General features: G+C 74.5%; 8 protein-coding genes. 4 read left to right on the top strand and 4 right to left on the bottom strand.

Translation table 11 applies throughout. The features are described 5' to 3' along the window. Positions 1 to 44: 44 nt before the first annotated feature. From ACGFYQ_RS20375 to ACGFYQ_RS20365, 3 genes are all read right to left on the bottom strand, one after another. Complete coding sequence (locus tag ACGFYQ_RS20375) at positions 45 to 2,828, bottom strand: AAA family ATPase (protein ID WP_393745723.1); 2,784 nt, start codon at positions 2,826 to 2,828, stop codon at positions 45 to 47. Positions 2,829 to 3,039: 211 nt separating this feature from the next. Beyond that, entirely contained in the window at positions 3,040 to 4,794 is a 1,755-nt protein-coding gene (locus ACGFYQ_RS20370) for a S8 family serine peptidase (protein WP_393745935.1), read from the bottom strand. A gap of 408 nt (positions 4,795 to 5,202) precedes the next feature. Further along, positions 5,203 to 5,958 (bottom strand): DUF1838 family protein, encoded by a 756-nt coding sequence (locus ACGFYQ_RS20365; protein WP_393745721.1) that lies wholly within the window; start codon positions 5,956 to 5,958, stop codon positions 5,203 to 5,205. Positions 5,959 to 6,188: 230 nt separating this feature from the next. On the opposite strand from ACGFYQ_RS20365, the gene ACGFYQ_RS20360 reads away from it, so the two are divergent. From ACGFYQ_RS20360 to ACGFYQ_RS20350, 3 genes are all read left to right on the top strand, one after another. Next, positions 6,189 to 7,187, top strand: coding sequence for a DUF1996 domain-containing protein (locus ACGFYQ_RS20360; protein ID WP_393745719.1), 999 nt, complete (start codon positions 6,189 to 6,191; stop codon positions 7,185 to 7,187). Between the two features lie 109 nt (positions 7,188 to 7,296). Then, the gene (locus tag ACGFYQ_RS20355) at positions 7,297 to 7,902 is read left to right on the top strand and encodes a sigma-70 family RNA polymerase sigma factor (RefSeq protein ID WP_393745717.1); all 606 of its coding nucleotides are present in this window, start codon (positions 7,297 to 7,299) and stop codon (positions 7,900 to 7,902) included. Then, positions 7,899 to 8,621 carry an anti-sigma factor family protein gene (locus ACGFYQ_RS20350; RefSeq protein WP_393745715.1) on the top strand — a complete coding sequence of 241 codons (723 nt, stop codon included), beginning with the start codon at positions 7,899 to 7,901 and terminating at the stop codon, positions 8,619 to 8,621. Before ACGFYQ_RS20355 ends, ACGFYQ_RS20350 begins: the two co-directional genes overlap by 4 nt. A 415-nt stretch (positions 8,622 to 9,036) precedes the next feature. Here the strand turns inward: ACGFYQ_RS20350 and ACGFYQ_RS20345 are convergent, their stop codons facing one another. Beyond that, positions 9,037 to 9,768 carry a hypothetical protein gene (locus ACGFYQ_RS20345; RefSeq protein WP_393745713.1) on the bottom strand — a complete coding sequence of 244 codons (732 nt, stop codon included), beginning with the start codon at positions 9,766 to 9,768 and terminating at the stop codon, positions 9,037 to 9,039. A gap of 81 nt (positions 9,769 to 9,849) precedes the next feature. Between ACGFYQ_RS20345 and ACGFYQ_RS20340 the strand changes: the two genes are divergently transcribed. Further along, positions 9,850 to 13,242 (top strand): hypothetical protein, encoded by a 3,393-nt coding sequence (locus ACGFYQ_RS20340; protein WP_393745711.1) that lies wholly within the window; start codon positions 9,850 to 9,852, stop codon positions 13,240 to 13,242. Positions 13,243 to 13,249 lie beyond the last annotated feature (7 nt).

Here is a 13,249-nt window from a genome sequence, read left to right as displayed (position 1 = left end):
GCATGCCACGCCGGCGCCGCGTCGTTCGCGGCGGCTGCGCCGTCTCAGCGGGAGGAGCGCAGTGCGGTGGCCAGCGCGGTGGCGAGCTGGGCCCGGGAGCGCACGTCGAGCTTCTGGTAGATACGGGTCAGCCGGGCCTCCACCGTCTTCACGCTGAGGAACAGCTTCGCCGCGGCCTCCTGGTTGCTGGCCCCCTGGCTGACGAGCAGCGCGAGGCGGGTCTCGGCCTCGGTCAGGGCCGCGACCGCCACCGTCTCCGTACCGCCCCCGTCGCCGGGAGCCGGCTCCCTGGCGAGTTCCGTCCACGGGGCCGCGCCGGCCTGCTGGAACACCTCGGCCGCGGCCTGGAGCGCGGCGCGCGCGGGTGCGCGGCGCCGGCGGCGCCGTTCGACGCGGGCGAGGGCGAGCAACGTACGGCCCCGCTCCAGCGGCAGCCGCAGCGTCTCGAACCGCTGCGCCGTGGCCTCCAGCAGCTGCACGGCGGCGTCGGCGTCGCCCTGTGCGGACAGGCACAGGCCGCGGGCCCGGTCGAGTGCGGCGACGACCCCGGTCCGGCCGAGGCCGCGGGCGACGGTACGGACGGAGTCGATCAGCCGGGCGGCCTCCTCGGTCGCGTCGGCGGCGACCAGGGCCTCGGCGAGTTCCCCGTGCCAGCGCAGGACGGAGGGGTCCACCACCTTCTGCGCGGCTTCGAGTTCGGCGACCCGGCGCAGGGTGGCGACGGCCTTCGCCGCCTCTCCGGTGGCCAGTTCGACGAGGCCGAGCGCGTGCAGGCTCCGGGAGAGGAAGACCTGGTCGTGCTCCTCCTGCGAGGCCTGGATGCCACGCCGGGCGTATCCGGCGGCGCGTGCGAAGCTGCCGCCGGTGGCTTCGGCCATCGCCGCGACGTACCAGGCGGGGCCGGGCGAGAGGCCCGCCTCGATCGTCAGCTCCAGCGCCTGGCGGGCGCGGGCGGAGGCGGCCGCGCAGCGGCCGCTGCGCAGTTCGACCTCGGTGAGGCTGCGCAGGACCTCGAAGACGTCCTCGGCGGAGCCGGTGCGCTGGACGGCGGGCAGCAGGGCCATCAGCTGGCGGCGGGCGTCGTCCAGGCGGTCGTCGAACAGGGCGTGCCGTACGGCGAGGTACTGGGGCGCGTTGCGCATGCCGAGCGGTACGTCGGGGGCGGGCAGGGCGAGCGCCTCGGCGAGGATCGCCTCGGCGCCCGGGTCCCCGAGGATGCGGCCCATGCGGGCCCGTACCGTCAGCGCCATGGCCTCGGCGACCTGGTCGCCGCCGAGCGCGGCGAGGGCCCCGGCCCGGGCCGCGGCGTCGCGGGAGCGGACGGGGTCGCCGTCGCTGAGGTTGTGCTTCCAGGCGATCCGCAGCTGGACGGCGGCCTGGAGCGAGGGGTCCCCGGCGGCGTCGTCCATGGCGCACGCGAAGGTCTCGTCGAGGGCGCCGAGGGCCTGGCCGGCGGCGTCGATCACGGCGAGCCGGGCGCGGACCCTGTCGGCGGGTGAGGCGTCGCGGGCCAGGACGGCGCGGGTGGCCCGGCGCGCGAGGTCGGCACGGCCGGCCCAGCCGGCGTCCTCGGCGGCGGTGACGAGGCGGGCGAGCTGTTCCCCGGCCAGGTGGGAGGGCGTGCGTTCGGCGGCGAGCAGGCCGAGTTCGGCGGCGAGGGCCCGCTGGCCGCGGCGGCGGCAGACCGCGGCGGCCTCGGATATCTCCGCGGCGAGCCACTGGTCGGGGGTGTCCACGGCCAGCGCGCGGTGGCGTACGGCCTGGACGGGGTCGTCGACGGCGGCGGCCAGCGCGGCGTGCCCGGCGGCGCGCTCGGGCCAGCCCGCGTCGGCGGCGAGCGCGGTGGGCAGGGCGCCGGCGGTGAACTCGATCGTGCCGTCCTCCCCCACCCGGACCAGCGCGGCCCGTTCCGCCTCGGCCAGTTCGGCCTCGGCGTCGGGGCGCCCGGCCCGGCGCAGCAGGGCAGTGGTCGGGCGGGCGGCGAGCGCGGCGAGCAGCAGGGTGCGGCGGGCCTGGGCGGGGGCCTCGGCGAGCAGTCGGCGGGCCACTTCGCGGGCCTGGCCGGAGACGGGCAGGGTGTCGGCGTGGTGGGCGCCGGCGTCGCGACTACCGGCGGCTTCGGCGAGGGAGTGCCCGAGGGCGAGGGCGAGGCGTGGGTTGCCGCCGCTGGCCTGGTGGATGCGGCCGGCGAGGCGGGCGGGGAGGCCGTGGCGGACGAGGAGTTCGGCGACCTCGTCGGCGCCGAGCGGGGGCACCCGGATCGCGGGGGTGCCGGCGCCGCAGAGGGGTTCGCCGACGGATGTGCCGCCCTGGACGCATTCGGCGACGAGGACCCGGACGCGCGGCGGGGTGAGGCGCAGGGCGAAGCGGAGCAGGTCGGTGCTCTCGGCGTCGAGCCACTGGGCGTTGTCGAGGACGAGGAGGACGGGGTGGCGGGCGGCGAGCGTGCGGAGCACCTCGACGACGGCGAGGCGCAGGGCGACGTGGTCACGGCCGTCGCGGGGGGCGTCCGCCTCGCGGCACAGGAGGGCGATCGCCGTGCGCTGGGGGCCGGAGAGCCGTTCCAGTGCGGCGCCGGGGACGGTGGCCAGGAGGGCCGCGGCGGAGGCCTCGGGGATCCACTGGTCGGCGGCCTCGGGTGCGAGGCGCAGCACGGTCTCGCGGCGCGATTCGGCCGCCGCCGCGACGGCGCGGACGACCTCGGTCTTGCCCGCGCCGGCCGGGCCGGTGAGCAGCGCCCGGCCGTGCGTGGTCAGCGCGCGGTCGACCGCTTTGACCAGTTCGCCCTGTCCGACACTTGTGTCAGCGTGCCCCGTCGCCGCCACCACGCACAGCCACCAGCCTCTCGGTCCCCAGCTCCTGTGCCTTCCCTGTGACGCGACAATACGAGGTCGGATGCCGGGTGAACACGGATTGTGACGCAGAAATCAGTCACGCGGCCGGAAAAGCCGGCGGGCCTGCCGATACGAGGTGTATCGGCAGGCCCGCTGGTTCACTTGGTCCGTACTATCGGCCCGTCAGGCCGAGTTGGGAACCGGATCAGAAGCCGAGGCCCCAGGAGTCGATGTAGCCGGTGTCGGCGGAGTAGACGTCCTGGACGCGCAGCTGCCAGGTGCCGTTGGCGGGCAGCGTGGAGGCGTCGACGGTGTAGGTGGCGGAGATGTTGGCGGCGCTGTCGCTCGACGAGGAGTTCTTGAGCCGCTGGACGACCGCACCGCCGGGACCGACCAGGTCGATCACGACGTCACCGCGGTAGCTGTGCTTGATGTCGACGATCACCTTGAGCGCGGCCGGGGCGTTGCCGGTGCGGCCCGAGACGGTGATGGAGGAGGAGACGGCTCCGCCGTTGTCCGGGATCGCCACGTCGGTGGTGTTCTCGTACGTGGGGGCGGGCACGGAGGTCACGGCGGTGACCGACGCGGCCGCGTCGGCGAGGCCGGCGCCGCAGCCACCGGTGCAGGTACCGGCGAGCGGGCGGGCGTTGGTCTTGATCGCCGACTCGACCTGCGCGGGGGTCAGCGAGGGCTTGGCGGCGACGAGGAGCGCGGCGAGGCCCGCGACGTGCGGGGCGGCCATGCTGGTGCCCTGGTAGGGCTTGTAGATCTCGGCGCCGGGGGTGGTGGTGCCGGCGTTGAGGGTGGAGAGGATGCCGTTCTCGGGGGTGGTGACGGTGCCGGGGGTGTCCGTGGCGCGTCGGGTCTCACCGCCCGGGGCGGCGACGTCGATGATCGCGCCGTAGTTCGAGTAGAAGGAGCGGTCGCCGGTGCGGTTGCTGGCGGCCACGTTGATCACGTTGTTGCAGCTGGCGGGCGAGAAGTTGGCCGCGTCGGAGTTGCTGTTGCCCGCGGCCACGACGACGGTCGTGCCACGGCCGACGGCCGCGTTGATGGCGTTCTGGTAGGTGGCGGTGCAGGCACCCGAGCCACCGAGGCTCATGTTGATGACCTTGGCGGGGGTGGCGTTGGCCGGGATGCCCGCGACGGTGCCGCCGGACGCCCAGGTGATGGCGTCGACGATGTCCGAGGTGGCGCCACCGCACTTGCCGAGCACGCGGACGGGCTGGATCTTCGCGTTGTACGCGATGCCCGCGACGCCCTTGGCGTTGTTCGTGGCCGCGGCGATGGTGCCCGCGACGTGCGTGCCGTGCCAGGAGGAGTTGCTGGCCGTGGAGCCGGTGCCGCACTCGCCGGCGGCGCTCCAGTCACCCTGGTCGGCGGGGTTGTTGTCGCGGCCGTTGCCGTCACGGGCGGCGGTGGAGTTGCTGATGAAGTCGTAGCCGGCGACGACGTTCGGGGCGACGTCGGAGTGGGCGACGTAGCCGGTGTCGATCACGGCGACGGTGACGCCGGAGCCGGTGGTCTTGTCCCAGGCGGCGGGGACGTTCATGCCGGCGGTGGGCTCGAAGAGGTCCCACTGCTTGGCGTACTCGGTGTCGTTCGGGGTGGCCAGCGCGTAGGCGCGGGAGTCCGGCTCGACGTAGGCGACGTCCGGGTCGGCGCGGAACTGGGCCATCACCTTGGCGGCGTCGGCGGGGGAGCCGAGGCTGACCAGGGCGGCGCCGGTGCCGAGGCGGCGGTCGAACTTCGCCTTCTTGCCGGCCTTCTTGCCCTTGGCGGCGGCGTCGTCCGCGGCCGCGCTGTTGGAACTGGCCTCGGAGGCGGAGGCCTTGTATCCGACGATGAGGTTCTCGACCGGAGCGGCGGCCGCGGTGGCGGCCGGAGCGGCGGCGGCAGGGTCCGAGGTGGCCAGCGCCATGGAGGTGGTGGCGGAGCCCGCGAGCAGCGTGACGGACATCGCCACCACGGATATGAGCCTACGTCTGGATGCGTGCACGGTGTTCCCTTTCGCGGGCCGATTCCGGGCAGGCCGGAGCGGCCGGTCGGTGCAGTGTGGGAGGTGACTGGCGGCTGCGGGGCCGGGAGCGAGCTGGTCGAACTCGTCCCGGCCGCCGCCGCGCGCCACGTTGCCCCGGCCTCGACGGTGGGGCAGGGCAACGGCGGGTACCGGTGATTCCCCCTGGTCGAACGGCATCATGCCATGTGGGGTTGGCGTGTCGGCCGCTGGGTCAGGAAGATCGCCGGTGGGCAGACAGTAGGCAACACGGGGATGAACTGGATACGGGGAAAACCCTTGTCCGCGCCCTGCCGCTCCCCCGCGGGTCCCTCGGCGGGCGCCGGGCCGCCGCGGCGGGCCGGTTCCGCGTCACTCCCCGGACGCCTCCCGGTGGGGCGGGAAGAGCTTGCGGAAGTACGTCCAGCTGGTCTCGTTGGGCTCGGTCCACTTGTCCGGGGCGTGGGCGAATTCGGGGTGCCGGGCGGCGATGTAGGCGCGTGTGCGCTCGGGGACCTCCGCGTAGGAGCCGAGTTTGCGCCCGCGGCAGTGGAAGGTGAGGCCGCCGGGGCGCCCGCCCTGTTCCATCCAGGGCAGCCACGGGGACATCCGGGTCCAGGACATCGTCGAGGGGACGCTCGGCGCCTCGGTGGTCAGGGCGGTGGCGGGCGCGAAGAACTGGAAGAGCTCCAGCGCCCGGTAGGTGTCATCAGCCGAATTGTCCGGGTATTCCTCGACCGGCAGCGGCGAGGGATAGGCCAGCGGGATCTCCAGGCTGAAGCAGACCTGGTCGCCCAGCTCCGTCACGGGGACCGGGAACGGCCGCCACTTCTGGTTCGCCGGATCGTTCCAGACGTGCACCACCGGCTTGCCGCCCCAGCTCTCCATGATCTCCCGGGTCCGGGGGTCCAGGTAGAAGGCGGCTTCCCTGGACAGCAGCTGGTAGCCGCCGCCGTCCTCGTCCGTGACGAGCCGGGCGACATTGAGCCCTTCGAAGCCGAAGAGGCGCTGGTAGGCCTCCCCGGGGGACCAGGAGTGGACGTCGCCGGACCACCAGAAGGTGACCTCCTCGCCGTCGAGCGAGGCGCGGGTGCGGGCGAAGGCGTGCAGCAGCTCGGCGGGTGTCATACGCCGTACTGTGCGCGGTCGCCGCGCGGACCGGCAAGCGACCCCACGGACAAACCGCCCGCCGGCGCGGCCGGTTCACCCGGGGTGGCCGGCCGGTCCGAGCTTCCCGGTCTCGCCCCAAGGCAGGGTTTTTGCGGACAAATCGTGATCCGGAGCGGATGGTTCCGCTTGGTGCCCGCCATCCGGATGCCAGGTTGACGACGCTGTCGCCACGGGCGACGGTGACCGCCATGGGGAACGAACGCCGACTGCTCACTCTCGTCATCTGCCTGGTCCTGGGCGGCGGCCTGACCGCCGCCGTGCTGGGGGCCTCGCGAGCGGCCGGACCGCACGCGGGGACGGCGGCGGCCGGTCCGGCCCCCTCCGATTACGTGGACATATCGAAGGTTGCGCGCGCCCCGGGCCCGGCGGCGGCAGCGGGCCCCGACGCCTCGGCCGGCTCGGTGGTCGTGGACTGCGGCCGCAACGAGCAGGGCCACTACAACGAGGACAACCTGGTGGTCTCGCCGGGACTGCGGGCGGGCGCCCACCACACGCACGCCTATGTCGGGAACCTCTCCACGGACGCGATGTCGACCGACGCCTCCCTGGACGCGGCCGCCACCAGCTGCACGGGCGGCGACCGGTCGGCGTACTACTGGCCCGTCCTGCGCCGCCCGGACCGGCCGGGCGCGCGCCCGCACGAGAGTTCGGCGGGCCACGGCAACACCGGCGAGATCCTGCCGGAAGCCTCGGTCCTGGTGGAGTTCCGCGGCAGTCCGGTGAGCAAGGTGGTGGCGATGCCCCGCTTCCTGCGGGCGATGACCGGCGACGCCGTCGCGTACACGGCGGAGAGCGACGCCGACGTCCGGGCCCGCTGGGGCTGTTCCGGCTCCCCCGACCGGTCCACCACCCGCTATCCGCGCTGCCCCGCGGGAGAGCGCGTCACCCGCACCCTCACCTTCCCGAGCTGCTGGAACGGCCTCGACACCGTCGGCGCCGGACACCGCTCGCACCTGCGGTTCCCCTCGGCGAACGGCGTGTGCCCGCAGGACACCTTCCCCGTGCCCGAGCTCCGGATCTCCCTGGCCTACGAGGTCCCCGCGGGGGTGCCCGTCGCGCTTGACTCCTTCCCCGAGCAGCGGCACAGCCCGAAGACGGACCACGCGATGTTCGTGAACGCGATGACGGAGCCGCAGATGGGCGCCGTCGTCGACTGCCTCAACTCGGGCCGCGCCTGCCGGATGTGAGCGGCGTACGGGAACGGCGCGCCCGAGTGACGTACGCCACATGAACCGGAAGGTTCCGGGCGGCGTGTTCCGACCGCACCACGTAAGCGAGGAAGACGGAGAGGGTGAGATGGCCGGACCACTGTGGCCCCGCACTCGGCGGGGCTCGACCGATGAGGCACTGATCAAGTCGGTGTACGAGGAGCACGGCCACGCCCTGCTCGCGTACGCCACCCGGCTGACCGGGGACCGGGCCGCCGCCGAGGACGTCGTCCAGGAGACGCTCATCCGGGCCTGGCGGCACTCCGAGGTGCTGGTCAACGGAAAGGGCTCGGTGCGCGGCTGGCTGCTCACGGTGGCCCGCAACATCATCACGGACCGGTACCGGGCCAGGGCGGCCCGGCCGCCGGAGGTCTCCGGGGCTTCGGCCACTCCCCCGGTGGAGGCGGACCACGCCGACTCGGTGGTGGACACGATGACGGTCCTCGGGGCTCTCGACCAGCTGTCGCCGGAACACCGGGACGTGCTGAAGGAGTTGTACTACCGGCAGCTCAGCGTCGCCGAGGCCGCCGACAGCCTCGGCATCCCGGCGGGTACGGTCAAATCGCGTTCGCACTACGCGCTCAAGGCCCTGCGCGACGTCTTCCGGGACAGCGGCATCAAGGACAACAGCGATGGCAGACGACCGGGCAGGCCACCCCAGCAGCCCGCCGGACTGCGTGAGGTGGTGGCATGAACCGGCAGCGGCACGAGGAGGAACTGCTCGGTCCGTACGTGCTCGGCGTCCTGGACGCGGAGGAGCTCCGCCGGGTCGAGGAACACATGAGCGGATGCGTGCAGTGCCGGGAGGAGGTGGCCGCGTTGCGCGAGATGGAAGCGGCACTGGGTGAGGTGCCCGAGGAGGCGTTCCTCGACGGACCGCCGCAGGGCGGGGACCTGTTGCTCCAGCGCACGCTGCGGGAGATGCGCGGCGAGCGGGAGCGCGCGCGGCGCCGGGGCCTGGGGCTCGCGGGGCTGGCGGCGGCGGCCTCACTGGCCGCCGTGTTCTGGGCCGGTACTCAGCTGGCCGCGGGTGATCCGGATGCGGTGGCATTGCCTCCGCGGCCTTCCACGACGGCGTCGGCGGACCCCTCGCAGCCTGCCGGGACCAAGGTGCTCTCGGCGACCGATCCGGTGACGGGCTCACGGATGACCGTGAAGATGACTCCCGCCGCGAAGTGGGTACGGCTGCACGCCGCGGTCACCGGGGTCCCGCCGGGCGAGCGGTGCCGGCTGGTCGTGGTCGCCAAGGACGGTACGCGCTCCACCGCCGGCGGCTGGGTCGTGGGCAGCCAGGAGAACGGCGAGGGCAAGGGCGCGGCGCTGGACGGCTCGGCGGCCGTGGACCCGGCGGACGTCAAGGCGATCCTGGTCGAGAACGAGGCGGGCAGGGCGTTCGTGTCCGTACCGGTGTGACCGGCCCCGGACCTGGGTCCGGGGTGTGACGGAGCCCGGGAGCATATCCAGCTCCCGGGCTCCTGTTTGCCACCCAATTGCGCACACCGGCACGTTTAAGAGTCGCGGATCATTCTTAGATCGACGTGTTCTACCTTTGAACTACCGCGCCATGAGGAGAGGCGCAGAAGGGACTTGAACCCCTATCCATCGATGATCGTCCACGCTCGGTCGATCCGGTGTTCGGCGGCGAATACTGAGACTGGAGCGAGAATCTGAGATTTACGGGGCCGCCTCTACCGGCTTGGGCCACCCCGGCACGCAATGCCGGGGGAGGGATTCGAACCCCCAACTGACACCCCTGTTCAGCTTCAACATCAGTTTCAGCTTGCGCTCTCGCGCACCCCCTGCAGACATACAGGGGGAGATCTTGGGGCTACCTGAACAGGTAGCCGAACACCGCGTCCCCGACCCGCTGGTCGGTGACCTCGGTGCCGTTGGCCTCCTCGCGGGCGAACTTGACGGCCTGCTGGAGCTTCTCCACGCGGTCGATCAGTTCGTTCACCCGCCGGGCGGGCAGCGCGCCGGAGAACTTCACCGTCGTCCAGTAACCGACCGGGACGTCCTCGTAGTAGACCTCGACCTGCGCCGGGTGCTTCTCGGTGGCCTCGGCCTTGACGTGGTTGCGCGGCACCTTCTTGGTGCGGATGGTGCGCACCGGCTCCGTCTTCCAGGAGTCCGTGGAGGGGTCCAGGTTCCAGGACTCGGACGCGTCCAGTACCGGCAGCTTGCGCACGAAGGTGTGCATGTCCGTGAGCTGCTTCTCCAGGAAGAGCAGGTAGGGCACGGGAACCTGCGCCAGCAGGACGCTGCCGTCCACGACGACGTCGGCGGCCGCGGTGCGGTTCGCCCAGTCCTTGGTCGCCGTCACGTCGAAGAGCCGCGTCAGCGTGCCGGCCGTGGCCCGCAGCACGTCCTCCGCCTTGACCTGAACCCGTGTGGACTCGGGCGGCAGCTGCTCGCCCTCCTCGTCCTTGGGCTGGTAGGTCCGCGAGATACCGGCCAGCAGGGCGGGCTTCTGGACGTCGTGGTGAGCCTGCGAAAGCTCCTGGAGGGACTTGGACTTGACGCCCTTTTCCACTGCGATGATCTGATTCAGCTTCGGCACGCGATCAACCTAACAGGGGGCGGGGCGCCCGTACATTCGAATATCGCTGGCCGGAAATCAGCGGTGCCGGAGAATGGCCCCATGCGACACACTCCGCCCGCCGCCGGCTCGCTGCTGGACTCGCTCGACCCGCTCCCCCACGCGGCCCGGCTGCGCCTGCTGGCCACCACCGCCCGGGACCTCGCGCGCACCGGCGCGCTGGCCGGCGTCCTGGCCGATCTGGCCGGACGCGGGCGGTACGAGCGCCGGCTGGCGGCGCTGGCCGCGCTCGCCGGGCGCCACACGGCGTACCTGACGGAGCGTCTGGCCGACCCCGATCCCGTGGTGCGCCGCTACGCCCTGCGGGCCGTCCGCACCCTGCCGGTGCCGGACGAGGCGATCGCGGCGGCCTACGGGAACGCCTCCGCCCTGGTGCGCGGGCAGCTGACGCAGGCCGTCCTCGCCGGGTCGCGGCAGGCGCTTGCCGAGCGGCTGGTACCGGAGCTGCGCGAGCGCTGGGGCGACGGCGAGGCCGCCGCCCTCCTCCCGGCCTGCGGGACCCCGTTCACGGCCCGGCTGCTGCCCGAGCTGGCGCCGGCCGTCATCGACCGGCGCCGGATCGCCCGCTTCCACCCCGGCCCGGTACTGGACCAGGCGCGGAGCGAACTCGCCGCGCTGCCCAGCGCCCTGCGCGCCGACTGGTGGGAACTCCAGGCTCCGGCCGTCGCCGTGGCTGTGGGCGCCGAGCCGGGCCGGGTACTGGACCTGCTGGAGGCGTACGGACCGGCCCGGCTCCCCCACGTCCTGGCGGACCGGCTCGGCGACCTGGCCGCGGCCGACGCCGAGCGCGTCGTGCGCTGGCTCACCGCCCCGCGGCGCGGGACCGGATGGAACGAGCCGCTCCCGCCGCCGTCCGTGCTGCGCCGGATCGTCCGGGCCGACCCCGCCTCCCTGCCCGCCCTCGGGCGCCGCTGGGCGGAGCGGCCGAACCACCTGGCCGCGCTGCTGAAGGCACTGCCCCCGGGCCGGCGAGCGGCGTTCCACGACGCCGCCACCCAGGGCGGAGCCGACCGGGGGGAGGCACTCCCCGCCGCCGTGCTGGCGGTACTCCCCCGGGAGCGCCGGATCGCGGAGGCCCGGCGCGGCCTCGCCCTCAAGGAGACGGGCAACCCGGCCGTGGCCGGCCGTCTGCAGCTCCTGGCCCAGCTCCCGGTCGCCGAAGCCCGCGGCGAACTGCTCGCCGCGGTCGGGGACCACGAGGCGCTCGTCCGGGCGGCCGGCTGGGAACACCTCGTCGCCAACACCGGCCACGCCCGCGACCACGCCGCGCTGGCCGAGGTGGTCGCGATGATGGCCCGGCGCCTGCGCAACGACCGTGACCCCGTACGGCAGTCCGCACTCGGCGCGCTGGCCGCCCTGCCCGGTCCGCTGCTCGCCGACGCCGCGGCGGCCGACGCGGAGGTGCCCGGCCACCTGGACCGCGTCCTGGGGGACGCGCTGGAGGCCCGGGACGTGTCCGCCGCTACCCAGTTGTGCCTCGACCGCCTCGTCTTCGCCGTGCTGGAGCAGCCGTCCACCGGCCCGCTCCTCGACTGGGCCCTCGCCGCGCTGCGCCGGCTGGCCGCCGAGACCGGCACCACGGGACTCGCACTGACCAGCACCCTGAGCCGCAGCCGCGAACGGCAGGTGGTCGAAGCACTGCGCCCCTGGCTCGACGGCGCGGCCGACAAGGGCGAATACGGCCCGCTGGTCGCGCTCACCCGCCTCCTCGGCCCGCGGGCCCACCGCGTCCCGGAGCTCCGCCGGCTGCTCGCCGAGGCCCTCGGGCGCTGCGACGACAGCGACTTCCCGCGTCTGGCCCGGGCCTGGCTCGCGGACCGCGCCACGCGGTGCGAGCGGGTGGAGTCCCTCCTGGCGGACGAGCCCTCCGCGGCCGCGCTGGAGCCCGTACGGCAGGTGCTGTCCGCGCACCGCACCGACCTGCTGGACCGGATCCTGGCCGAACGGCCGCCGTACGGCCGGTTCCTGCGGGAGCGCGCCGACCGGCCGCTCCCCGTCTTCACCTGCGCGGACCGGTGGCTTCCGCGTCAGCAGGAAGCGGCCGCCCGGCTCGCGGAGGCCGCCGTCGGCGACACCTCCAGTCCGCCGCGGGTGCGGGCGGCGGTGCTCCGGCGCGCCGCCCGCGTCCCCGGCCACGGCCCGGCCCTCGTACGGCGGTACGCGGGCTCGGCGGAGACCGTGCTCGCCGAGGCCGCTCTGGCCGCCCCGGTCCTGGACGGCGAACCCGGGGCCGCCCTAGGCGAACTGCTCGCGCACGCCGACGGCGACCGGGCGCGCGTCGCGGTGTACGCGGCGGGCCGGGCGGCGGCCGGGACCGCGCCGGACCGGCTGACGGAGTTGCTCGACGGCCTGCTGGACCCGCCCCAGGGGGCGAAGGTGACGAGCCGTAAGGAGGCGGTCCGGCTGGCGGTGCGCTTCCTGCCGCCGGGCCGGGCGGCGCGGATGCTGTCGCGGGTCGGCCGCGACCCGGCCGCCCACCCCGACCTGGTGGCCGCGGCCGTCGCCCTGGCTCCCCGGCTGCTCGCCTTCGGCGAGGTCTGGGAGCTACTGGACACCGCGGTCGGCACCGACAACGCGGCGGCGCGGCACGCGGTCCTGCGCACGCGCCCGCTCGACGTGGCGCCGTCCCACCGGCCCCGCTACGCGGGGCTGGTGGCCACGCTCGCGACCCGCGCCGACCGGGACACGTCCGGGCCGGCGGTCAGGGCACTGCCCCACTGGATCGCGTACGCGCCCGAGGCCGCCGACACGGTACGGGCGATGGTCTGCGATCTGGCCCGCCGGGCCCGGAGCTGGCGCAACGCGGCCTGGGTGCTCGGGGAGATCGCCACGTCGGGCGTGGAGCACCCGGTCGGCGGCGGCGCCCCCGGGAGCACCCTGCACCGTACGGTCGAGCAGCTGCTGGCCGCCGTACGGGACGGGGACGGGCCGGAGGCCGAGGCGGACGGCGACCTCCCGGGCCGGCAGCGGCTGCGCTGGCTGGCGACCCGCGTGGTCGGCGACGACGCCGGGCTGGCCGCCGCCCTGGCACGGCAGCTGGCCGGCGAACCGTCCCTGACCACGACCCGTACGAACCTGCTGGTCCGTGCCGTCGAACCGCACGCGTCGGCGCCCCGGCAGCTGGCGGCCCTGCGGGAACTCGTCGCCGCGCACGAGGACCGCCCCGGACTGGCGACGACCACCGCGGCCGCGCTGCGCGAGCGCCACCGGAGCGCCGAACCGGCACCTGACACCGCCGCGACCCTGGAGCTCGTCACCGCCCTCGCGGGCGACGGCGCCCCGGCGGCGGGGCTGTTCGCGGTCGCTCTCGTCTCGGCCCTCGGCTCCCGCCACGGCTGGCCGGAGCCCTGCCGCGAGTTGCTGCGGGCCCTGCGCCGCCACCCCGCACCGGAGGTCCGGGACGCGGCGCTGGGCACCACGACGCACCTGGAGTGATCGCCTC

Origin of the sequence: Streptomyces sp. NPDC048258 (genome assembly GCF_043201995.1) — a bacterium.
Taxonomy (GTDB): Bacteria; Actinomycetota; Actinomycetes; order Streptomycetales; family Streptomycetaceae; genus Streptomyces.
The sequence above is the reverse complement of the archived record's forward strand: the minus strand, read 5'-3'. Positions and strand labels throughout refer to the sequence as shown.